Annotated in this window: 25 protein-coding genes; 13 read left to right on the top strand and 12 right to left on the bottom strand. The window is 50.5% G+C overall.

The features are described 5' to 3' along the window. The 3 genes from tauA to mmuP all read right to left on the bottom strand — a co-directional run bounded on the left by tauA (position 1) and on the right by mmuP (position 3,507). Positions 1 to 963: a taurine ABC transporter substrate-binding protein gene (tauA, locus tag DBR02_RS15455; RefSeq protein ID WP_107534775.1), complete on the bottom strand. Its 963-nt coding sequence runs from the start codon at positions 961 to 963 to the stop codon at positions 1 to 3. A gap of 224 nt (positions 964 to 1,187) precedes the next feature. Beyond that, entirely contained in the window at positions 1,188 to 2,120 is a 933-nt protein-coding gene (gene mmuM / locus DBR02_RS15450; protein ID WP_107534774.1) for a homocysteine S-methyltransferase, read from the bottom strand. Next, positions 2,107 to 3,507, bottom strand: coding sequence for an S-methylmethionine permease (gene mmuP / locus DBR02_RS15445; RefSeq protein ID WP_063869138.1), 1,401 nt, complete (start codon positions 3,505 to 3,507; stop codon positions 2,107 to 2,109). Before mmuP ends, mmuM begins: the two co-directional genes overlap by 14 nt. Positions 3,508 to 3,665: 158 nt before the next feature. Here mmuP and DBR02_RS15440 point away from each other — a divergent pair, with 158 nt between their 5' ends. Both DBR02_RS15440 and DBR02_RS15435 read left to right on the top strand, forming a co-directional pair. Beyond that, on the top strand, positions 3,666 to 4,775 hold the full coding sequence (locus tag DBR02_RS15440) for an AI-2E family transporter (protein WP_063451743.1): 1,110 nt from the start codon (positions 3,666 to 3,668) through the stop codon (positions 4,773 to 4,775). Positions 4,776 to 4,887: 112 nt separating this feature from the next. Continuing rightward, complete coding sequence (locus DBR02_RS15435) at positions 4,888 to 6,672, top strand: diguanylate cyclase (protein WP_107534773.1); 1,785 nt, start codon at positions 4,888 to 4,890, stop codon at positions 6,670 to 6,672. Between the two features lie 21 nt (positions 6,673 to 6,693). Here DBR02_RS15435 and DBR02_RS15430 read toward each other — a convergent pair whose 3' ends face one another. Together DBR02_RS15430 and DBR02_RS26605 are read right to left on the bottom strand one after the other, a co-directional pair. Further along, positions 6,694 to 7,203 (bottom strand): hypothetical protein, encoded by a 510-nt coding sequence (locus DBR02_RS15430; RefSeq protein ID WP_107534772.1) that lies wholly within the window; start codon positions 7,201 to 7,203, stop codon positions 6,694 to 6,696. Between the two features lie 16 nt (positions 7,204 to 7,219). After that, on the bottom strand, positions 7,220 to 7,384 hold the full coding sequence (locus tag DBR02_RS26605; protein WP_157959557.1) for a hypothetical protein: 165 nt from the start codon (positions 7,382 to 7,384) through the stop codon (positions 7,220 to 7,222). A gap of 361 nt (positions 7,385 to 7,745) precedes the next feature. Here DBR02_RS26605 and DBR02_RS15425 point away from each other — a divergent pair, with 361 nt between their 5' ends. Together DBR02_RS15425 and DBR02_RS15420 are read left to right on the top strand one after the other, a co-directional pair. Next, positions 7,746 to 8,240 carry a molybdopterin-dependent oxidoreductase gene (locus tag DBR02_RS15425; protein WP_063869143.1) on the top strand — a complete coding sequence of 165 codons (495 nt, stop codon included), beginning with the start codon at positions 7,746 to 7,748 and terminating at the stop codon, positions 8,238 to 8,240. A 17-nt stretch (positions 8,241 to 8,257) separates the two neighbouring features. Further along, complete coding sequence (locus DBR02_RS15420; RefSeq protein ID WP_107534771.1) at positions 8,258 to 10,195, top strand: putative bifunctional diguanylate cyclase/phosphodiesterase; 1,938 nt, start codon at positions 8,258 to 8,260, stop codon at positions 10,193 to 10,195. Positions 10,196 to 10,551: 356 nt separating this feature from the next. Here the strand turns inward: DBR02_RS15420 and DBR02_RS15415 are convergent, their stop codons facing one another. From DBR02_RS15415 to DBR02_RS15380, 7 genes are all read right to left on the bottom strand, one after another. Next, positions 10,552 to 10,920, bottom strand: a complete 369-nt coding sequence (locus DBR02_RS15415) for a TA system toxin CbtA family protein (RefSeq protein WP_023303149.1) — start codon at positions 10,918 to 10,920, stop codon at positions 10,552 to 10,554. 20 nt (positions 10,921 to 10,940) lie between these two features. Next, positions 10,941 to 11,267 carry a type IV toxin-antitoxin system YeeU family antitoxin gene (locus DBR02_RS15410; protein ID WP_023303148.1) on the bottom strand — a complete coding sequence of 109 codons (327 nt, stop codon included), beginning with the start codon at positions 11,265 to 11,267 and terminating at the stop codon, positions 10,941 to 10,943. A gap of 12 nt (positions 11,268 to 11,279) precedes the next feature. Further along, positions 11,280 to 11,750, bottom strand: a complete 471-nt coding sequence (radC, locus tag DBR02_RS15405) for a RadC family protein (protein ID WP_023303147.1) — start codon at positions 11,748 to 11,750, stop codon at positions 11,280 to 11,282. Between the two features lie 65 nt (positions 11,751 to 11,815). Further along, the gene (locus tag DBR02_RS15400) at positions 11,816 to 12,637 is read right to left on the bottom strand and encodes a DUF932 domain-containing protein (RefSeq protein ID WP_023303146.1); all 822 of its coding nucleotides are present in this window, start codon (positions 12,635 to 12,637) and stop codon (positions 11,816 to 11,818) included. A gap of 689 nt (positions 12,638 to 13,326) precedes the next feature. Then, the gene (locus DBR02_RS15390; protein WP_023303145.1) at positions 13,327 to 14,166 is read right to left on the bottom strand and encodes a hypothetical protein; all 840 of its coding nucleotides are present in this window, start codon (positions 14,164 to 14,166) and stop codon (positions 13,327 to 13,329) included. Positions 14,167 to 14,224: 58 nt separating this feature from the next. After that, positions 14,225 to 14,659, bottom strand: a complete 435-nt coding sequence (locus DBR02_RS15385) for a hypothetical protein (protein ID WP_023303144.1) — start codon at positions 14,657 to 14,659, stop codon at positions 14,225 to 14,227. 308 nt (positions 14,660 to 14,967) lie between these two features. Beyond that, complete coding sequence (locus DBR02_RS15380) at positions 14,968 to 16,233, bottom strand: hypothetical protein (RefSeq protein ID WP_023303143.1); 1,266 nt, start codon at positions 16,231 to 16,233, stop codon at positions 14,968 to 14,970. Positions 16,234 to 16,662: 429 nt separating this feature from the next. On the opposite strand from DBR02_RS15380, the gene DBR02_RS15375 reads away from it, so the two are divergent. The 9 genes from DBR02_RS15375 to DBR02_RS15335 all read left to right on the top strand — a co-directional run bounded on the left by DBR02_RS15375 (position 16,663) and on the right by DBR02_RS15335 (position 22,707). After that, positions 16,663 to 16,899 carry a helix-turn-helix transcriptional regulator gene (locus DBR02_RS15375; RefSeq protein ID WP_023303142.1) on the top strand — a complete coding sequence of 79 codons (237 nt, stop codon included), beginning with the start codon at positions 16,663 to 16,665 and terminating at the stop codon, positions 16,897 to 16,899. A 357-nt stretch (positions 16,900 to 17,256) separates the two neighbouring features. Then, the gene (locus tag DBR02_RS15370) at positions 17,257 to 17,901 is read left to right on the top strand and encodes an inovirus Gp2 family protein (protein ID WP_023303141.1); all 645 of its coding nucleotides are present in this window, start codon (positions 17,257 to 17,259) and stop codon (positions 17,899 to 17,901) included. Positions 17,902 to 18,000: 99 nt separating this feature from the next. Continuing rightward, positions 18,001 to 18,396, top strand: coding sequence for a putative zinc ribbon protein (locus DBR02_RS15365; protein WP_080297790.1), 396 nt, complete (start codon positions 18,001 to 18,003; stop codon positions 18,394 to 18,396). A 140-nt stretch (positions 18,397 to 18,536) separates the two neighbouring features. After that, positions 18,537 to 18,914 carry a hypothetical protein gene (locus tag DBR02_RS15360; protein ID WP_223259293.1) on the top strand — a complete coding sequence of 126 codons (378 nt, stop codon included), beginning with the start codon at positions 18,537 to 18,539 and terminating at the stop codon, positions 18,912 to 18,914. 44 nt (positions 18,915 to 18,958) lie between these two features. Continuing rightward, a complete protein-coding gene (locus DBR02_RS15355; RefSeq protein WP_023303139.1) occupies positions 18,959 to 19,696 on the top strand; it encodes a HupE/UreJ family protein in 738 nt (245 codons plus the stop codon). Positions 19,697 to 19,709: 13 nt separating this feature from the next. After that, entirely contained in the window at positions 19,710 to 20,399 is a 690-nt protein-coding gene (locus DBR02_RS15350; protein WP_023303138.1) for a hypothetical protein, read from the top strand. A 140-nt stretch (positions 20,400 to 20,539) separates the two neighbouring features. Further along, positions 20,540 to 20,911, top strand: coding sequence for a hypothetical protein (locus tag DBR02_RS15345; RefSeq protein WP_023303137.1), 372 nt, complete (start codon positions 20,540 to 20,542; stop codon positions 20,909 to 20,911). Between the two features lie 63 nt (positions 20,912 to 20,974). Further along, on the top strand, positions 20,975 to 21,895 hold the full coding sequence (locus tag DBR02_RS15340; protein WP_023303136.1) for a hypothetical protein: 921 nt from the start codon (positions 20,975 to 20,977) through the stop codon (positions 21,893 to 21,895). Positions 21,896 to 21,948: 53 nt separating this feature from the next. Then, entirely contained in the window at positions 21,949 to 22,707 is a 759-nt protein-coding gene (locus DBR02_RS15335; RefSeq protein ID WP_023303135.1) for a hypothetical protein, read from the top strand. Positions 22,708 to 22,737 lie beyond the last annotated feature (30 nt).

Here is a 22,737-nt window from a genome sequence, read left to right as displayed (position 1 = left end):
TTACTTCACAAAGCGATCGGTCACGAACTGGCTGTAATCCGCCGCCACCGCAGGCACTTTGCCCTGCTCTTTCAGGAACGTTGCGGTGTCGACAATCGCTTTGTTCACCGGCCCGTTCAGCTGCTGGGCCTGCTGAGCCGGCGTCAGATAGGTGTTGCCCTTCACCAGCCCCGGCACGTCTGCTTCCGGCACGCCGCTCAGTCGTGAGAGTTTCTCCAGGTTGGCGGGCTGTTTAAGCCATTCATCGGGGTTATTGATATACGGCTGCTGGGCGTCGATGGCGCTTCTGGCGAAGGCTTTCACCACTTCAGGGTGTTTTTCGGCAAAGTCCTTACGCACTACCCAGACATCAAGGGTTGGCGCACCCCATTGCCCCACTTTTTCGGAGTCGGTCAGCACGGTGCCGTCTTTTTCCAGCTCGTTGACGGCGGGCGCCCAGACGTATGCTCCGTCAATGTCGCCACGCTGCCAGGCTGCGATAATCGCCGGTGGTTGCAGGTTAATGATCTGCACCTGCCCCGGCTTGATGCCCCAGTGTTTCAGCGCGGCCAGCAGGCTGTAATGCGTGGTGGAGATAAACGGCACCGCGATGCGTTTACCAATCAACTCTTCGGGTTTCGTGATGGTTTTCTTCACCACCAGCGCTTCTGAATTTCCGAGCTGCGACGCCAGCAGGAAGACTTCAATCGGTACCTGCTGGCTGGCGGCAACGGCCAGCGGGCTGGAGCCCAGGTTGCCAATCTGCACGTCGCCCGAGGCTAACGCCCGCACAATCGCCGCGCCGCTGTCGAACTTGCGCCAGTCGACTTTTGCCCCGCTCTCTTTGGCGAAGGTGTTATCCGCCTGCGCGACTTTCGCCGGTTCCGCGGAAGTCTGATACGCCACGGTGACGTCCACCGCCTGCGCCTGAAATGCCCACAGCGCCAGCGCGCCGAGTAATGTGATCCGCGATGAAATAGCCATACTCTCTGCTCCCCTTGTTGTTATAAGGGCAGTATTTCCGGCGCAAGAATTTTGATAAAGGAATAAAAAAGCATCGCTAATGACGATTCGTTTTTAGAAAAAAAGCGGGAAAGGATAGTGAATTTTGTGCGGTTGGTTTGTGCCGGGTGGCGCTGCGCTTACCCGGCCTACGGTTCGTGCAATTTGTAGGCCGGGTAAGGCGCAGCCGCCACCCGGCAAAGACCTCAGCGCTGAACCGTCAGCGCAGCAATATCTTTCGGCGTGGTCCGGCAGCATCCGCCGATTAATTTCGCGCCCGCCGCCAGCCACTGCGGTAAATACCCCGCCAGCGTTTCGCAGGCTTCACCGTGGTGATGCCACGTTTTACTCACCGCATCGTAATGCTCCCCGGAGTTCGGATAGACGACCAGCGGCAGCGACGTCAGGCTGTGCAGATGCGTCAGCGCCGCCGTGGTGTTTTCCAGCGCGATACAGTTAATCCCCAGCGCGACAACCTGCGGGTAGCTTTCCAGCGCAGAAACGACATCCCGCAGCGGCGTTCCGTCGCTCAGGTGCTCGCTGTCACGCAGGGTGAATGAGAACCATGCCCGTGCGCGCGGATACGCCGTCAGCAACGCGGCCAGCGCCCTGATTTCCGGGAACGAAGGCAGCGTTTCACAGGCCAGGAGATCCGCGCCCGCATCCAGCAGCGCCTCCACGCGGGGGCGGTGGAAGGCGGTAAATGCTTCAGCGCTACGCACGTAGTCGCCGCGATACTCGGAACCATCGGCCAGATACGCGCCGTACGGCCCTACGGAACCCGCCACCAGCAACGTGCCCGCCTGTGGGTTCTCCGCCAGATACGCCTCGCGCGCCTTACGCGCCAGCTCTACGCTTTTGCCGATCAGCGCCCGGGATTGCGCTTCGTCCAGCCCGCGAGCGGCAAAGCCTGCGGGTGTCGCCTGATAGCTGGCGGTGATCGCCACCTGTGCACCCGCGCGGTAGTAGTCGAGGTGCACATCGCGGATCAGTTCAGGGTTTTCCATCAGCACTTTGGCCGACCAGAGGCTGTCGGCAAGGTTACAACCGCGCGCTTCCAGCTCCGTTGCCATCGCCCCATCCAGCACCACAAACGGCTGTTTTTCAAGGAGGGCGGTAAGCGGATTATTCTGCGACATGTTCAGGCTCCTGCGTAGTCAGAGTTCGGGTCAGGTAGTACGCACCATAACACAGGGCGACAAACGGAAGCCCGCAATAAAGGGCAATACGCTGGCTGGGGTCAAACCACAGACCAACGCAGGCGACCAGGCACAGAATAAAGCCGAGCACGGGCACCAGCGGATACCATGGCGCGCGATACTGCAACGCGGATAGCGGCTGGCCGGACTGCACGTGACGGCGACGAAACATAAAGTGCGACGCACAGATGCTGATCCACACCGCCACCACCGCAAAACCGGAAATGGCTGACAGGGCCACAAACACCGTATCCGGCGCGACCACGCTGGAGAACAGCGCCAGCACGCCGCCCAGCATGGACACGGAGAGCGCCGTCAGCGGCACGCCGTTTTTGTTGACGCGGGCAAAGCAGCGCGGCAGCGTTTTCTCGTTAGACAGGGACCACAGCATACGGCCAGAGGCGTACAGGCCCGAGTTCGCCGCCGAGAGGATCGCCGTCAGGATCACGAAGTTAAAGATATCGGCCGCATAGGGAATGCCGACCTTTTCAAAAACCAGCACGAACGGGCTTTTCTCCACGCCAGCCTGCTGCATGGGGATCAGCGCCGCCAGCACAAACACGGTGCCGATAAAGAAGATGATGAGCCGCGCGATGGTGGTGCGAATAGCAACCGGAATGACCTTGTGCGGATTTTCCGTCTCCCCTGCCGCGATGCCGATAAGTTCCGTCCCGGAGAAGGCAAAGTTGACCGCCACCATGGTCATCAGGATCGGCAGACCGCCGTGCGGGAACCAGCCTTCGGCGGTAATGTTGCTCAGCCCCGGCGCGGCAGAGCCGTCCGCCATCGGGATAAAGCCAAAGATGGCCGCGCCACCGAGAATAATAAAGGCGACGATAGTGATGACTTTCACCAGAGAGAACCAGAATTCCCCTTCGGCAAAAAAGCGCGTGGAAATCACGTTAAGGCCAAAAATCACCGCGCAAAAGATCACGCACCACGTCCAGACGGGAACCTGCGGGAACCAGTACTGCATGCAGAAACCGGCTGCGGTAAAGCTCGATCCCAGCGCCACCGTCCAGGTGAGCCAGTAGAGCCACGCCACGGTATACCCCGTCGCCGGGCCGAGATAGCGGGCGGCATAGACGTGAAACGCGCCGGTTTCCGGCATCGCCACTGAAAGTTCGCCCAGACACTGCATCACCAGCCAGACCACCAGCGCACCGATCAGGTACGCCAGCAGCGTGCCCGCCGCGCCGGTTGTCGAAATAATGTATCCGGTATTGAAGAATAACCCTGTGCCGATAACGCCACCCAGCGAGAGCATAATCAGGTGGCGGGTTTTCATGGTGCGCTTAAGCTGCCCGTTTTCTTGTTGTGTTTGCATGTTACCTTCTAAACGTATGGACATCTAAACATCCAAAGAAGAGGTGTTATACCGCGATTGTTAACAAAAAGCCACCCGCCGCGACTTCAGCGCAATTATTGGTAAATCCCTAAATCAGTTCTATAGTCGACACAGTTTCTTCTTCACCAGGACTTACTATGCGCTTTAACGGACTGACCAAAGGTTTCTTTATTCTTATCCTGGCCCTTGTTACCTGGGCCTTCTTTGACGTGCTGTCTCCCTATTTCTCGGCGATTCTGTGGGCCGCGATCCTGACCATCATTTTCAACCCGGTGAAAAACAAACTGCGTACCGCGCTGGGCGATCGCAACGGGCTGGCTTCACTCCTCACTCTCGGCATTATCTGCCTGATTGTGTTTATTCCGTTGATGGTGATCCTTTCATCGCTCGCGGTGGAACTGAACATGGTTTACACCAAGCTGCAACAGAACAATACGCAGTTCCCGGAAGTGATCGCCGGTATCTTCAACCGCCTGCCGGACTGGGCCAGCGGCTTCCTGGCGGATCACAACCTCACCAACGCCGCGCAGATCCAGAAAAAACTTTCCGATGTCGCGCTACAGGGCGGGCAGTATCTGGCGGGCAGCGCGTTCCTGATTGGTAAAGGAACGTTCGGCTTTGCTATTAGCTTCGGCATTATGCTCTATCTGCTGTTTTTCCTGCTGAAGGACGGGCCGTATCTGGTGCGCCAGATCCTCGACTCGCTGCCGCTGTCTGACTTCGCCAAACAGCACCTGTTCGCTAAGTTTGTCGGCGTGTCGCGCGCCACGGTAAAAGGGACGGCGGTCGTGGCGGTGGTTCAGGGTACGCTCGGCGGTATCGCCTTTGCCATCGTGGGTATTGACGGCAGCGTACTGTGGGGCGCGCTGATGGCATTCCTCTCTCTGGTGCCTGCCGTCGGGTCGGCCATCGTCTGGGTTCCTGCCGCCATCTTCCTGTTCGCCACCCACCAGCTGTGGCAGGGCCTGTTCATTGTGGGCTTCTTCGTCATTATCGTCGGGCTGGTGGACAACCTGTTGCGTCCGCTGCTGGTGGGCAAAGACACCAAAATGCCGGACTACCTGATTTTGATCACCACGCTGGGCGGTATGGAGCTGTACGGGATTAACGGCTTTGTGATTGGGCCGCTGATTGCCGCCCTGTTTATCGCCTGCTGGAACCTTTTCTCCGGGCGCGATCACGAAGGCAATGCCGAGGAGCTTGACGCAGACTTTATCGAAGAGGGAAGAAACCCTCCGGATCTCTAAAGCAGACGTTCTGAAAGGCGGCCCCAGGCTGCCTTTTTTTTCGCCATAAATCAGCGGTTTTCTATAATCTGAATGAACGCTCTTTCATTTTTGTCGCAGAGGAAACCAACAGGTGCGAATCGCCACGATCACAAACTGGGCTTATGGCGTCACGGTGTGCCTGACCATTGCCTCCGGCATCGTCATGCTGATGGCTTCTCATGCCGATAACATCGAACGTGAAGCCGTTAAACAACGCCAGGTCTTCGATCAGCTGACGGAGGAGATCGAGACAGACACCTGGATGCTCTCCGATCTGGCGCGACTTTACGTCATCCAAAAAGAGCCCGAGGTGCTTGAGAAATATCAGGCGAAAGAAGCCGAGCTGAAAAATATTGAACACACGCTGCGACAGCTCAAAAACACCGGGGCATCGGGTGAAGAGCTGGCGCTGCTGTACGACGGACTGAAAATTGTAGACGAACTCCAGGATGAACAGCAGTCAGCCATTGACGGCATCGCCCGGGGCGAGGAACAGCAGGCCGTTGCGCTGCTTTTTGGTAAGAGCTATGAGCGGGAACTCGAACGGGCACACAACAATATCGAACGCTTTCGCATGCTGCTGGACAAGCGCATTATTGCCGACGTGCAGGCCGCAACCCAAACGTCCAAAACGCTTCGAACTGCCTCGGAGGTGATGGTCGGCCTGACTGCCCTGCTCTTCTTGTTTGTGATGGGCTTTATCCTCAAGCGACGCGTACTCCGTCCGGTGGTGCGTCTGAGTGACGTGGTGCATCGTCTGGCTTCGCAGGATTACGCCGTCGAAACGCCGAACTTCACCCAGGTTGATGAAATTGGCGATATGGCGCAGGCCATCCGCATCTTCCGCGAGAACGGTCTGGCAAGGCAGCGGCTGGAAAAAGAGCGCGATGCTGACTGGGCCATCCGCGAACTGCTGGCGCGAATGACCCAGCGGTTGCAGGGCTGTGAAAACTTTGCCGACGTGATGAACGTGGCGGAGCTGTTTGCGCCCAATATCGCGCCGGGCGTTTCCGGGCGTCTGTATATTCTGGAACGCGATCCCTGGCAGATGCGCTGTGCGGCCGAATGGCTGTCGCCCGAAGGGGATAAAAAACCGTTCCATCCTGACGAATGCTGGGCCGTCCGGCGTGGCCAAAGCCATCCGCCGGTGAACGGCGAGCCGGATATCAGCTGTTATCATCTGCCTGAATCACAGGCACAGCAATCGCTGTGCGTTCCCTTAATTGCTCAGGGCGAGGCGATTGGATTGCTCTCATTCCAGAACATCACGCCTGAAACCGCGCCGTCCCGCGCCTATCTGGAACTGATGGCCGAGGCGCTGGGACTGGCGCTGGCCAACCAGCGGCTGCGCGATGCGCTGCTGGAAAAAGCCCTGTTCGATCCCCTGACGGGCCTGCGTAATCGCCACCATCTGGAAGATACGTTACGTACTCAAATGAAGCAGGCCGTGCGTAACGAGGAGCCGGTAAGCTGCCTGATGATCGATATCGATCACTTCAAGAGCATTAATGACCGCTTTGGTCATGAGGCCGGCGACCTGGTGATCAAAAGCGTGGCATCCATTATTCAACGGACGGTGCACGATACCGGACTGGCCTTCCGCTACGGTGGCGAAGAGTTTCTCGCGCTTCTTACCGGTGCGGATGAGGAAGCAGCGCACGCCGCCGCAACGGAGATCTACAACGGTGTGCATGCCCTTTCGCTACGCTACGGGCTTTCGGAGATTGGCCCGGTGGATGTGTCGATCGGGATCGCCAGCTATCCGCAGCACGCCCAGGGCGATAACCTGCTGCGCGCGGCGGACGTTGCGCTCTACCGGGCGAAAGAGCTGGGGCGCTCGCGGATTGTCAGCTTTGGGATGCTGGAGGCGGGCTAACGGGGTTATTCGTGTCCAGGTTCAGGAGCGCGCGATCGCCCAAAGCACCACCATACCCAGCGAATTACTCCGCTTTTCCACGTACAGGGTGCCATCGATAAAATAATATCCCTGCGGATAACAGATGCGGATCTCTCTCTTGAGTTCCGGCTCATAAACTGCCGCCCCCGAACAACGATTTCGGCTTCCGGATTCATACCGGTAAGGTTGGCTCCAGGCAGAGTATTCTCCGCCCAGTAGCCAGGCAGCGGTAAAGATGACGAAAATGGCAACCGGCAGGCTGAAGATGATGAGGCCGAGATACATTTTGACAACATCAACGATGGTTTTGTCTTTAAATACCCTCTTCGCGATGAATATCACCATCGCCACCAGCGGCAGCAGCAATGTCCCAGCCGCAAGATACTGCTCCCCCAGGACCGAAAGAAATGTCACGCGGTAAATCTTGATTGACCAGACAACAAAGCCAAATATCAACGCCAACCCGCCAACGATGAGTGGAATTAAAAAGGCATAGCTATCTTTTTTCATGATGGACGGTTCCTTGTCATGCATCTGCGGTAAGAAGATTAATCATCGCTCGGGTGGCTGCCGACTGACGACGCTGCGGCAGTAAATGAGCCATATTCAGCAACGGCAATGAAGACGCCGGCATCGCCTGGACAATCACATTTTTGGCTCGTTCTACGCTTTCACAACGAATGTTTTTCACTCCGCTAATTTATTCCCCGCAGAACAATGAGTAAAGCGCCCTCACGCATCATCAGAAAGTAAAAATTATGGATCTTCAACTCAGCGGTAATAAAGCTCTGGTTACAGGCGCAACGGCAGGTGTTGGCCTGGCCATCAGCCGGGATCCACATTGATGCACAAGCTAAAGCCTGCGTCAGTTCACCCCGGCAGAACGGCTTTGCTGACCAACCGAATAATCGTTAAATACCCCTGCGCCACCCGACGGGTGGCGTTTTAACATCTTGCCCATGATGGATAAACATGGGGGGAGAGAAAATATATAAACTAGTAGGATAACTAAATTATAATTCTTATACTTATGATAAAACGTGGAGGCTGAAATGCGATTAATCCTACTGCTGTGCTGCTTTTTAGTGCAAAGCGTCACCCTGGCTGCTGAGTTGCCAAAACCTGCTGGTAAACCCATTTTAACCATTTACGGTAATATCGAGAACACGAATGAAAGTGGAAAAGCCGTGTTTGATATCGCCAGCCTTGAAAAACTCGGTATGGTGAGCTTCCAGACATCATCCCCCTGGTACAATGGCCGCACTAAGTTTGAGGGTGTTCCGATGAGCAAACTCATGGATTATGTGGGTGCCAAGGGTAACGTGGTCAATGTTATTGCGCTTAATGATTACGCGACAGCCATCCCGCTCAGCGACTTCAAAAAATACAATGCCATACTCGCTTTAAAGGTTAATGGCGAATATATGCGCATCCGCGATAAAGGTCCGGCATTCATCGTATATCCTTATGACAGTCTTCCTGAATTAAATAACCAAATATATTACTCGCGCTCGGCATGGCAGGTCAGCAAGATGAAGATTGAATAGCAGTTCAGGAGAACATAATGAACAGGATACTGGTTGGTATCATTTTTTCTCTTTTTATCACGACTGGATATATTGCTTTTCTGGTTTACGATCGACAGCAGGAGCTCCAAAAACTGACTCATTACACGGAGTCATGGTCTGTCGCCCAACTGGTATCCGAATATTATCGCTTTGAATCATGGCTTGGTCTGTACGCAACCGATTCCGACGACGTTACGATAGACCAGGTCCGCATGCGCCTGGAAATTATGCTAAGCCAGAACGATCTGTTTAAGGAGGGGGATTTAGGGCATTACGTTAAAAACGTTCAGGCGCATCGTGACCTCGCGTTAAGGCTCGATCAAATACTTACCTATCTGGATGGTAACCTCGAAAAAATGAGCCATTCGGACGTAAAAACATACCTGCATACCATGCATTTACTGGACGCTCCGCTCAGCCAGCTATCATCAAGCGCGTTAACGAAAGATATTAGCACGATTAACAGTACCAACCATAAAATACAGATCCTGTATTATATTTACTCCGCTCTCTCTTTACTGCTGATCATCCTGAGTATTATTCTGGGCTTTTTAACAATTTATCAAAATAAAAATATTCTGAAAGCGCACAGGCAGGTTGAAAGTCTGGCAGAAGAGCTCCAGTTATCCAAAGAGACCCTACAGGTTCAGAATTCAAAACTGGAGTATGACGTTTACCATGATTCCCTCACCGGCATGAAAAACCGTCTCTACTTCTGGGATGACCTCAGCAAACTTAATCTTGAGGCCGAGGAAAATCATATCCCCGTCACGGTGATGTTATTTGATTTAGACCGCTTCAAAGAGGTCAACGACACCTATGGTCATGATGCTGGCGATTTACTGTTACGCCAGGTATCCAGACGACTGACCGCCATGAGCAGTATTTCAGACACCTTTTACCGTTTAGGCGGAGACGAGTTTGCTTTTTTAGCCAGCGGATTAACCGAAAGCGAAGCCGTTTCGCGCGCAAGAGAAATCAGCGAGAATATCAGCAAGCCCTACACAATTAATAATCAGCTCATAAAAATTGCCACCTGCGTGGGCATTGTTTTATCAGATAATGAACGACGCGCTGATTATCTTTATAAGTTCGCCGATCTGGCGCTCTATGAGGCCAAAAAGGCAGGCTCACAGCAGATTAAAGTTTTCCGCCAACGAATGCTTCAGAAGTTGCAGGAGAGCAGAACGCTTGAAAACGATATGGCCAAGGCGATAGAGAACAATGAGTTTATTGTTTATTACCAGCCTATTGTGAATTCCATCAGCAAGGAAATTTACGGCTATGAAGCGCTGATTCGCTGGATGCATCCTGTAAAAGGAATGCTCTCTCCTGATAGCTTTATTTTCGCTGCTGAAAAAACAGGCATGATCAACGAGATAGGCAAAACCGTACTCAAACTGGCCTGTAGGGAAGCGGTCTCCTGGGCTGTTCCGGCAAGGATCTCCGTAAACGTCTCGCCTGTCCAGTTGGGCAGCAAATCATTTATTAGTACGGTGCAGTCCGTTCTGACAGAGACCGGGCTACCGGCTAACCGTCTTGAGTTAGAGGTCACAGAGTCATCACTCTTCAGCGACAGAAATAATCCTATTACCATTCTCAAAAAGCTACGCTCATTGGGCGTAAGAATTTCCATCGATGATTTTGGCACGGGATACTCATCGCTCTCACGACTCAGTGAACTGAATTTTGATAAAATCAAAATCGATAAATCTTTTGTCAATCCGATATCTACGCAAGACGATGCGCTTAATATTGTAAAACTTATTACCGGGATGGCTAAAAGCCTTAACATGGGTGTTATTGCCGAGGGTGTTGAGACCGAAGAGCAGCTTGAGCGCCTTCAGGCTTTGGGTTGCGAGCTGGTGCAAGGGTATCTTTTCAGCAAACCACAGCCTCAGGTGGACAGCAAAATTAAGCACGGCCTGGAATGATCTCTTTGCTCAACCAGCTAACTTCGGCGAACCATACCTGATAGCCCAACTGCGACTTGACTCAGGTTGAGTCCAGTTGATAGCAAAGATAAATTAAGGCTAGAAGCCCCATTATTTGGGTTATAAATTGATTTCGGTAGACCAGGGATGTGTTTGAAATGGTGCGATAATAGGAACATAACACAACCCATCCAACCATTGATAAATATACATATTTTCTTGTTTCATCTTTATAAATGCCCCCTTTTGTGCCCCCACCTTGTTTTTCATGCGACTCGATGAGGTTTTCATTGAGTCGCCAATCTCACCAGTTTCTTCACAAACCGTGCAAATCTTCTCGGCTCTTGAAGACCCCCTCACTGCCGCGAATGACTAAGAACAATATTACTTACTTCCCGATAAGAGCAACTTTTCATTAATCCACATGCTCTTCTGGCATGAAGGATATCTGTCACGGTCAAATATGGTACTTGTCCCTGTGAGCTAAATCCTCTGCGATCAATGCGAACCAGTTCGTACTTATCTACCAGGAAGTTGACTGCATCGGCCAGGATAATCCCAGCATCAATATGTTCCTTAATTACAGTTTCATCACTGAACGGCGTGTCGTTCAGTGTCAGACCATAGTGCTGTTCAAGCAGACGAGTAAGTAACATTTGCCAGACTGCAACGGGCGACAGGCAGGGCTTCGCCGCCCGCGAAATTGTAGCAGGTAGATTTTTCATGTTTGCTCTCGTGAAATTTGTTAGCGTTGAGTGGGATAAATGGCGATGTATACGTAGCCGCAACTACCAAGGGTATCGGCTTCGCAGGTGAAACCGTTGTGGTACAGAGTGACACAGTGGGCATGGCGAGAATTCATTTCACCAGTGGTCAGCATCGATTCCATCTGACGGATAAAATGCGGAAATACGATATCCAACTTCAGGCATTCGGCGTCACTGAACTTACCGGTGATACTAGCCCGGTCAGCCAGATAGTGCAGCCGGTTGCCTTCCTGAACTAATCTGACTCCAAGCCGTGGAACAATATCGCTTTTTATCCCCCATTCATGGGCTGGTATTAATGACATGAAAACCTTCCTTTAAAGCAAACTAAGTTCAGCAAAAGACACCACCTCGTTTCCGATTACAAGATGATCCAGCACGCGCACTTCCACCAGTGCCAGCGCTTTCATAATCCTCTGAGTAATATGTTTATCCTGCTGGCTGATTTCTGTCGTACCAGACGGGTGGTTGTGAGCCAGAATGACCGCAGCAGCGTTATGTCTCAGGGCTGATTTAACCACTTCGCGGGGATGCACTTCGGTATGGCTGAGCGTGCCGGTAAACAGTGTTTCTCGTCCCAGCAGGCAGTGTTGATTATCGAGATACATCACGATGAAGACTTCCCTCTCCAGGTGCGCCATCTGCAGTTGCAGCCAGGTTTTTGTGAGGCTGGTGGAGGTAAATGACTCACTCGGTTGACGCAGGTATTTCTCAACCAGTCGTAATGCCCTTCGCATTACGCGCTGCTCGTTTACCGGAAACACCGGCGATAAATTGGATACAGACATAATGGTTCCTTAAAACAAAAGGCCCCGCTGGTTTTTTAGCGGGGCCTGAAGAATGATAAAAAGTTTCATGACGCGAGATGCAACATATTCTCGGCCATCACCCACAGAGCACGATTGAGCTTCACATCTCCGTCGATACCGTTTACCGAACGGGTATGAGCACGCTTACCGCTGATCGTGCGCCCCGAAAGACCACCTTTAATCAGGTTTTCCTGAATACGCTGGTAAGTGGTCCACAGGTCGTTGCTCTCGTCCTGCCAGCGACGTGGCGAAAGTATCTGCGATTCCGTCACCGGTTGATGCTCTTCACCAAAGCGATAGGTTAATGCTGCTTTCGCCATTGCCTGCTGTGCGGGTGGCGGCAACAAAAGCGACTGCATGGCATCGCGTTTCTCTTCTACGCGGTCAAATATCCCCAGTACTTCGTAGGCTCCTTCAATGACTTTCTCGACTACGTTGCCTTTGTGCGGCACCCGCACCTCACCGAAACTCTCCCCGCATACCAGCCCGTTCTGGCATACGGCACGAAATAACCCCGGCAGCATCTGGTAAGAGCTGGAACCATCATGGCTGTTCAACAGGATAATTTCTGGCACCTGTTTGCCGGTAATTTGTCCTTCCCGGCGCAGACGAAGCATGTGTTTCGTGTGCTCTCGTTTACTTTCATCCCGGACGCGGGTCTGGCAGGCAAAGAACGGACGAAACCCTTCACGTTGAAGGTTATTCAGCAAAGTAATAGTGGGAATGTAGGTGTAGCGTTCGCTCCGGGATTCATGCTTTTCTTCGCTGAAGACGCTTGGCACATAATGGGCCAGTTCGTCGCGGGTTAATGGGCGGTCACGACGTACAAGGTTGACTGCACCAAAGCGGCTGGCTAAACGTGTCATAGTTAATTCCTTTAAAAATGGGCATAAAAAAGCCACTCCACTGGAGTGGCTTCGGATGGAAGATAAATTATTCAGGGAGAAGCTGGTGGCTGGTCTTGCTGTGGCGACAGTTCACTGTCAGGTAATGTCGGCGGAGTTAGCTTGTCGATCTGGTAATGTTGTAATCGCTGCAGAATAAAGGGTTTACTGTACTGGAAGTATCGAAGACACCATTCGTACTTCACGACTCGCCTTATGATCAGAGGCAAGCGTTCATACGCTTTGCTGCACACCGATAAAACAAAGGCATCATCATTAATTCTGTCCTCTGCTATTGCAGCCAGCCCTTTGATAAAGGAGCGCTTCAGCTTTTGTCGAGAATTAGCTTTCAGGTGAACGTCGGAAGGCGATAGTACGTGTGATCCAGGAGCTTGCACACAAACCGTGTTGCCAGATAGGGGCTTTTTCAGGCAAGAGTGGCGAGTTTTTTTATGAGCCTTATCAGGCTAAGGGTCATCAGGCTGGCTCCCAATGTTTGGCATACGACCGACTTACTCCTTAGCAGAGTGAGTCCTGCAACGCTAAAAACAACGGGCCAGGTCAGATCCAGTGATTGTGTATCTATATCGTCAGGGAATTTCGGGTATTTCATAGGACTGTCCATAATACGTCCGGTATCGCGGGTAGCGTATACCGGACCGGGTAAATAATTAGGGGAGATCGACGGAAGCTATTTCCTCAGAAGCGTTTGTGGGACCACTGTAAACGCCGACGTATTCATTTAGAGGGAAGATAATTACTGCATTATTCTTCGGATCAAAAGTGCAACCATTTAATCCTGCAATTGCAGCAGTTTTCCCTGAGTTTTTATTTTTCACAATCAGTTTATTGTCTGCACAGTTGCTGGCTTTAACAAAACTCACTACATAACCGTCCTGCTCAGCGACGGTTTCAGTCGTCGTTAGTTTTGGCTCAGGGCTACGTCCTGTCTGCCCACTTACGCGCTCGCGGCTGTAAGGAACATATTGAACAGCGTCGTTACGCATGGTTGGCGGGTCGTTGTTCATGCTCAGGTAAACAGGGCAGTCAGCAGCGCCCACTGCACAGCTCTTACTGAAAATAGTACGAGACGGCCAGCCTTTAGTGCCAATGTAGGCTGCACCAGTTTCATCCAGGCAGTAAGTTTCCTCCCATGCATAGTCTTTATTTTGGCCCGGCATGGTGCGGGTGGTAATAAGGCAGGTCAGAGCTTTCACTGGCTTACCGTCGTAGCGGATAAAGTTTTGCTCCAGCGGTGCACCCGGGTACAGCAGGGGCGATATGTTTGCAGCCGCAGCCTTATTTTGCGCATCAACCGAAGCACTGGCCTTTCCGCTATGTTTTACGTTCACGGCCTCGTTGTTCATGTCCCGCAGCATTTCGCCGCCTTTTTCTGTCAGAAAGAAGGTATAGCGCTCAGGATGAATGTTCCCCTGAATAGTGATAGCAGAGCTGAATGCCGGGAGCGAAAGGGTGCAGACTAAAACCAGGCGTGAAATGAATGTCGCCATAAAAGATATCCTTACTGATGATTAACAATGTGGGAGCATGAGTTACTGGAAGGGGTGATTAATGGCTGATGCAGTCTTCCCAGTTGAGGTCCGACAGAGCGTCCCTGAGCCCTGCGGTTTTGAACGGGTGAGATACGGGTTTATTCATCCGGGTGATTTCAATTTGCCCATGGTTGCCTGTGTTTTTGAGCGCTATAAAAGCCGCCTCATCTAGCGGGTAATGAACAGCGTTGATATTGATTCCCATGGATTCTTGTCCATTATCTGGTATATCCATTGGCTCCTTATCAGACCCGCTGTAGCTCACTATCAAATTGCTGTCCCGGCAGGTGATCGTCATACGTTCTCCGGCGCTATTGTCGGCGTTAAGTTCAAACTCCATCGCATTGACAGTGCCAAACCAGTTGCCCCATTGCTGCTCCTGGCCCATGGCGTGCACAACACAGCTAAACAATGTTGCACCGAAAAGAAGTACAGATGTGATCTTCAACATAGAAATTCCTTACTATTGTTTTACAAACGAAAAATGGCCTTTTGTAGTACAAAGGGCCATTCGATCGTATGCATTTTGTCCGGGGCGGGATAATCGTTATTACTGATCAGTTACCAGGAATTGATCGTTATTATCTATGCAAATAACGATCAATAATTCACTATCGATAGGTAGTGACTATCATTATTTGAAGTATCGATCGGTGTTGCAGATCAATGCGGTGAGACACTCCAGAATCTGTCCGGAATGATCTCACCGTGGTAATACAGGTCTGAAAAAAAATGGGATGCGTCAGAACGCGGGGATGCTCAGTCTTCGTCCTTGTCACCTTCCATCATCGCTTTTTGCAACCTCGTCCAGATTTTTTTTGAGGTTGAGCCCGGATTTTTATCTGGCATCGGTGCTGAGTGTTCATCACTGCGAGGTAATTTCCCCATACGTTTCAGAGCTTCCCCAATGGAAATATGCGTAACCTGGCCATCGCTGGAATTATCAGTAGGAGAGGCGTGCAGTACCGTTGCATTATGAGTTTGACAGTCCTTTTCTTCCTTTTCCGTTATTTCATTGACCGGAGCATATTGGCTATAGGACTGTATTTCCGGTATGAAGGACATGTTACTGATAGTAGCAAGCTCGGTAAGTGTTGTGACTGTAAATGGTTCAGAAACGGGATTGGGCGCGGATGTTTTATTCTTTATCCGGGCACGCAAAGATGCTTTTCTTTCTCTGGTATCAGAAGTTGCTCTGTACTGATGTACCTGCCATGCCTTTTTAAAACGTTGCATAAATAGTTCATCTTTTAAAAACAAATAAATGAACAAAAAATAAAACTTAACAGCCATGTATTTTTCAAAGGAGCCTGACGGCCTCAGCATGGACAGCATACTGCTGTTAGTAAAAGGTGCCGGATTGGTTTCTCCTGTATAATGCCCCTCACGGTCTTTTCTCCGGGTATTCATTCGACTTCTATCTTTCTGAATGTATTTCCATGCCCAGTCGCATTTTTTCTTGCTTTTTGGTGAAAGAGGGAAATTTATACTCGAAGGATAAATTTCCTCCCACTTGTTACGAATCTGGCGCATCAGATCGAGCCTGGCTTTAAGGGTCGCAGGTGCACGGTCAAAAAAATCCTCTATAACTGATAGACGCTCTTTATTATCGACAGGGTAAGCATCCAGTTCCAGTTTATTGTAAAGGGAATCATGTATATTGGGATAGCGTTGGTTCCTTATTCTACCAACTATAAAAACGTCCAACTCAAGCAATTTGAATGAATCGTGTATCTGGCTTTTGATAAACAGCCATGTGAAGTAGCAAGCATCAGGTGATTTTTTTACCCAAGAAAATTCAGATGCGGGTATCTGGAGTGATTTAAACTCATTAAAATCTATTGTGTAGATCCTCTTAACCTCATTATCTTTTATCAGTCGCACAGCCTGATTAATTGCCTCTTCAGCGATTTCAATATTACTGCCAAATATGTCATCTGCATTGTAAATGTTTTTAGTTGATGCCAGTTTATTGGTCAGTATGGCCAGATCCTGATCAGATAGATACCACAAGAATAATCTCATGGCCCTCCTGTTATTTATTATTGCACTGTGCAGTGAATTTTCCACAAGTTACGTCCTGTAATACGTTTCGATTAAATTTCAATCATCATAAGGTCAGGTATAAAAATAGTCAAAAAAGAAGAGTGAAAACTAGTTATTTTCATAGCTATAAACGTAGTTTTTTATGTAGTAAAAAATGTAGTACATGACTGGCCTGTAAGTCTCGTAACGTCAGGGCTTTTACCATATTTATGGATGTGATTTCAGCATGGATTTCTGCTTCCAGTTTATCAAAGTGTGACGACAGGGTGACTTCTGAGCATCTGCAGTAAAAGGTTGCAGCTTTTCAAATGCTGCCCAGATCACTGGGAATGTAAAATCGTACATACGCGACCAATGACATGAAAGGATGCCGACCGGTGTCCTCCTGATAAATTACGGAAACATGTCATGAGCACTATTAATATTCACGAAGATAAATTCGTTAGCATGCAGTTCATTACTGAACTGACAGGGTTATCTGATAAATGGTTTTATAAGCTGGTGCATGAAGGTAAGTTTCCAAAGCCGGTGAAGTTTGGTCGCAGCTCCCGCTGGATTGAAAGTGAAGTAAAAGAGTGGATCGAGGAGAGGATTAAATTATCGCGTTCTGGTTCTATTGTAATCTTTAATGAGGAAAACAAGTAAGCCCTTTCCTTATGAAAAACCAGCTAACTTCGGAGTGAATTCTAAATATAGAATGTGAATATCTCCTGGAATTCAGCGGTCGTTTAATACACCAGTTGTGTTGGTATGGTAATATATACTCATCAGTACATACCTGCTATACATGCGTAATATAAACATCAACACCAAGTATCACACTAAAATAAGCAACAATAATTACCACATAAACTTCATTAATATCACATCAGTGATATATGTCCGATACGTTTATCAGTTAAACATGGCATCTACACTCTAACAATCTGAAGTGATATCACTCCCATCCTTTAAAACATTATGGCATCAGCAATGATGCTCTTCATTCTGAGAAAAGAAACAATGAATAATATCTATACACTCAATATGAACCATGCACCATTCAACACTCATTACTTACATCGATTGTCGAATGTCATTCATAACGCTGTGCGTGAACATCCAAGAACAACAGCCATTCGTGTTGACCTTCATGTACCCAATTATAAAGATACCGGTGATAGCATTTCTTGCATCATCGATATGAATAAAGGACTCATGTCCCGTTTTATTGAAGCACTTGATGCCCGTATACAGATATTCCTGAAGAACAAAAGTAAAAATGGCATGAGAGTCTATCCGTGCCATTTACGCTACGCCTGGGTTAAAGAAATTGATAAAGATAAAAGTGATAAACCACACTGGCATGTGGTGTTATTCCTCAATAAGGATGCCTTTCTCGGTCTCGGTGATTATACGGGGAATGATTATAACGTGGCCTCTATGATTCAGGCTGCATGGTTGAGCGCTTTAAAGCTACCTTTAGCTACTGAATATTTAACGCTGATTCACTTCCCTGATAATCCCTGTTATCACCTGAATATCAATAATCCTCCAGCCTACTCTGAGTCATATAACGGTTTAATGTACCGCCTTAGCTATCTGGCAAAGGAACGTACGAAAGTATACAGCAATGAGGAACGGTCATTTGGCTGTAGCCAGTCTTGATCGAACAGGGGCTGGTCAGGGTGTTACCGCCAGCCACATCTCTCAACCAAACACAAAGCCAGCTAACCATGCTGGCTTTTTTATTTTTCTCCGGAGTTCATGATGAATTACTTCGTTTTAGCCACTCATGCCGTCACCGCAAAGGGCGAATGGGTTACACCAGAATCTGTTCAACAGGTTGATTTTGATTCAATGTATTGTATTTACTGCAAACTGCAGATCGGCGTTCAAGTTGATCCACTGACATCTACAAAAACGTTTGTGCACCTACCGGGACATATCAACAATGTTGCTCGGCTCAAAACATGTCGATTTAACAAGCTACAAACAGCACCAGAGCAAACCTCGCTAAAAATCATCCCAACTTCGGAAAAGCCCATTCGACCTACCAACACGAAGATAAGGCAATGGCGATGCTGCTGGTGCCATGTTTGTTGGCATGGAGAGAAGATATGTCCTCAATGTGCTGACTGGATCTATGCAACTGATGTGTAAGAGCTGTATCGATTGCTTGACGCCAAAAAGCGGAAGTTATGCCAAGTAATTATTAAAACAACATCCGGCTCCAAAAGACCTATTGAAATGCGGTCAGCAAAACAGATACATTACGCACGTTGTTACCTTGTATCACCAGGATGTCGTTGACTGTGTTTTTTAGCCGTGAAGTCATTTCCAGAATCGTGCTTATCATCATGGCTGTTGCCGTGCTGAGCAGTTCGCTTATGGCAAAACCACAGGCTATGTATAACGTTCAGGATACAACGTCTGTCAGTGAGCATCAGCACGACAGCGATGAGCCGCTGAATGAACACGATCCGCTACTGTTCCACTCGCACGGTAATGTGCATCACCTCAATGCCGATCATTCCCACGATCTGAACAAGCTCTTCACTCTGACTGCCTTGCAGGCCTGGAACGCAGGTATGCGCGCGACGTTTGCACTGAGTTCAGAACAAATTCTGCGAATGCCACAGGCCACCCCCGAACGCCCTCCGAGATCCCTGTCTGCGTAATAACTGCTGTTAATTCGTTATTATTCAAACTGTAAGGATTTTGTATGAACACCTGCCTTAATTTACAAGGCCGGTTGAGCGGTGGCCTGTTTTCGACTCAGGCGCGTTCGGCTTGTCTGTTTTTCTTATTGTTATTGCTTTTCTACAGCCAGGGTGCGGCCGCACATGGCGTAGCCGAAGGCGACAAAGGGTACATTCAGGAAATCACCGGGATTAACATCATCCCGTTTATCTACCTTGGCGCGAAGCACATGGTCACCGGCTACGATCATCTGCTATTTCTGTTCGGCGTGATTTTCTTTCTCTACAAAATGCGTGATATCGGGCTGTACGTCAGCCTGTTTGCTATCGGGCACTCCACGACGCTGCTTATTGGTACGTTCTTTGATATCAGCGTCAGCGCCTATCTCATTGATGCCATTATCGGACTGTCCGTGGTCTACAAAGCCCTTGATAACCTTGGCGCATTCCAGCGCTGGTTTGGCTTTCAGCCTAATACGAAGATGGCTACGCTTATCTTTGGTTTCTTCCATGGCTTTGGCCTGGCGACCAAAATCAAGGAGTTCGAAATTTCCCCCGATGGCCTTTTCGTCAACCTGATTGCCTTCAATGTCGGGGTCGAGATAGGTCAGCTTCTGGCGCTGAGCGCCATCCTTATCATCATGAGTTACTGGCGGCAGACGGCGAGCTTTTTCCGCCATGCCTACACCGCCAACGTAGTGATGATGAGCGCCGGTTTCCTGTTAATGAGTTACCAGATTTGTGGCTACATTTTAGCCTGAGGGAGAAAAGAGAATGTATAACACCGATTTACCGACCCGCGCAGAGCTGCCGTCTGCGATGAAGCTGATGCAGTCCACTATTCTGGCGGCTATCGTCGCTTTGACGCTGCTGATAACCATCGTGATGCCTTCAGAATACGGTATCGATCCAACGGGCGTTGGCCGTCTGCTGGGCCTTAAACAGATGGGCGAAATCAAAACGCAGCTGGCGGAGGAAGCCGCCACGGACAAACAGGCGAGTACGAGCCAGTGGGGACAGTCAACCACTCCGGTGAATGAACGTCCGGTGCCGGATAACCCGCCGACAATCACGCAAAACAACTATCCGGAGCTGAGCGTTCCGGCGACAACTCGTGCGCCAGAAGCCCCAACTGCCGGTTCTCAGCGCAATCAGCTGTTAATTACTCTGAAACCGAATGAGGCGGCTGAAGTTAAGATGGAAATGCGTAAGGATGCCCGGGTGACTTACCAGTGGACAAGCTCTGGACCTGTCAACGTGGATGCACACGGCGATCCGGTTAACGCACCGAAAGGGTTTTACCACGGCTATGGTAAGGACCGGCAGATAACCTCAAGGGATGGTGTGTTGCAGGCCGCCTTTGACGGTAAGCACGGCTGGTTCTGGCGAAATCGTGGTTCACAAACGATTACTATCCAGCTTGATACCAATGGCGAATACCAGAGCATTAAGCGCGTAATCTGATTAATCAGGCCCGCATTATGCGGGCCTTTTTACACACTTCGGCAATACAAGACTTTACACTCCAGCCTCTTACATCCCCCCCAGGGGGATGCTAATATTTTTAAACCGTTGTCACTGTCCATTGAGAGAAGCACTCAGCGATGTACCTGATGTTTAAACGTTCACCCCGTTATATTCTGATGATTGTCATCATGGCCGTTGGCATGATGATGTCGTCGATGGGCACGTTTGCGTCACACGGTACCAACGGCCTGACAGGTTACGAGATGAATCTGCATGATGCAGAAGTCACCATGACAGTGCAGGATCACTCCCACGACTCGGATATCCCTCAGTCTGGTCACGCAGGCCATCATCAGACAGACCATTTCCATGAAACCCCTCAGCAGCCGCCCTCTGTGGAGATCACCCTCTCTCCTATAGCAGACAGATGGTTGCCGCTCGCCGATCTTCGCAGCCCGGTTAAGGCTACGGACATAATTTACCGCCCTCCAAGCACCCGCAAGATCTGATCGCTGTTGCCGGTAGCAGTTTGCTGCCTGGCGTTTACCAACTTCAGATTTAGCGGAGAAGCTATGTACACAGACTCCATACAGGCGCGTCGTGAGATTGCGCGTAATTTTACTGAACTTAATTATCGCATTAACCCTCTGCACTGGCAGACACTGTGCATGGGCGTGAATCGCGATCTCCAGGCCAAAAAACTGCGTCCGAACGTCCCTGTTCCTTCGCGGCGTAAGGTCATTCCGTTCCTGAAAATGATGCACAAAGAAACGGGTTCGATGCTGAAAGCTATTCTTGCTTTTGGTTTCGATGGTCCCTGGACCTCCAGCGGTGGTTCTTTTCGTCTGGCGCGAGAAATTGGGTTCGACATTGCCCACCATGCGAAAAATATTCACCACAAAAACGGTACCGTCACCTTCCTTGAAATTGGTGCTGCCTGGGCAGGTTTTCGTGCTGAAGAAGCGACCAGCCATCAGGCGACGATTTCCGGGCTTGCCCAGAGTTTCAGGGAGCAGCTTGGGGAGAGTGCATTCCTGCATTTCACCAATCTCACGCCATGGCACGAATCGCTGCCAAAGGGGGTGACTGAGCATCCCTACGTGACGGCAGCCGGTCTCTGCGCACTGGAAAATCGCGGCGTTCAGGCCGGTGGGGTCGATATTATTTATTCCCAGGCCGCAGCCTATTTCGAGCAGGACTACACAACGTTCCTTCGCAGCGCAGCCCGTCTGCTGAAAGGGGATGGCGTCTTAATCTTCAACCATGATCCTGTTCTGGCGAGCGCGATGGATGAAGTCGCGTGGGAGCACGGACTGCGGCTGGTCAGACGTAAGCAAATGGGCGGAATGAATGGCGCGATTGCCCGTTATCACCGGCTTCGTTCATCCCCAGTGAGTCAAATGGTTTTCCCCGGCGTAAACCGGGAACAGGACGATGAAGTGGTCTGTGAATCACTGGTTATGTCGGCACTTCGTCGCAGCGTGGAGGTGTAACGCCCGATATGTTGACGCGCAGACATTTTCTCACCACCACAGGAGCGTTGCTGATGACAACATTACTGCCGGGGGAAACCCTGGCAGCCTCTCTGGCCGAAAAAGTCAGTGATACATGGCAAAGAATTATTGCTCGCCGCACTGCTAAGGAGACGATAACGCCGGGCTGGATTTTGCAGTCGCTCGGGCTTCAGCCGGGCTCAACGGAACTGCGGAGAGCCATTTTTGAACTGGTCAGGCGCGTGCCCTATCAGCTTGGGTCATGGAATAACCAAAGCATGAGCCTGTTTGAGCAGGGTTTTGGCGACTGTCGTCATAAAGCCGCCGCGGCCGAACGATTGCTGGTTGCCGGTGGGATTACGGCGAAGAGAAAACTGGTGCAGTTTGACTGGGCTGATTTACCCGTTCCTCCGGAAATACTGGCTATTTTGCCGCAAACCCAGGGATTTCATGACACAGTAACTTTTGAGTTAAACGGGAAAACCTGCCTGTTTGATGCCACCTGGGATATCGCCCTGCGCGGCGCGGGCTTCCCGGTGATGCCTTCCTGGGATGGCAACTCTGATACCTGGTCGGTGACCTCCCGGATGTCGACGCAGCAAACCGTACAGATGCCACAGCCCGGTCAGGATATTTACAGCGCTAACCAGATGAGCTGGCCTCAGCGCGAGAAAACCATGGCCTTCAATCAGGCGCTGAATAGCTGGCTGGACGACGTTCGGGCTAACCGTGATGACTGGTGCACCATCGTCCATAGCGATGTTGAAGCCACGCGGCTGAGTCTGAAAACCTGCCTGGGACTTCTGAGTTAACACCTTTCTCGTCAGAAGGGGCTTCGCAAG

Source organism: Enterobacter cloacae complex sp. (genome assembly GCF_900322725.1).
GTDB classification, from domain to species: Bacteria; Pseudomonadota; Gammaproteobacteria; order Enterobacterales; family Enterobacteriaceae; genus Enterobacter; species Enterobacter quasihormaechei.
The sequence above is the reverse complement of the archived record's forward strand: the minus strand, read 5'-3'. Positions and strand labels throughout refer to the sequence as shown.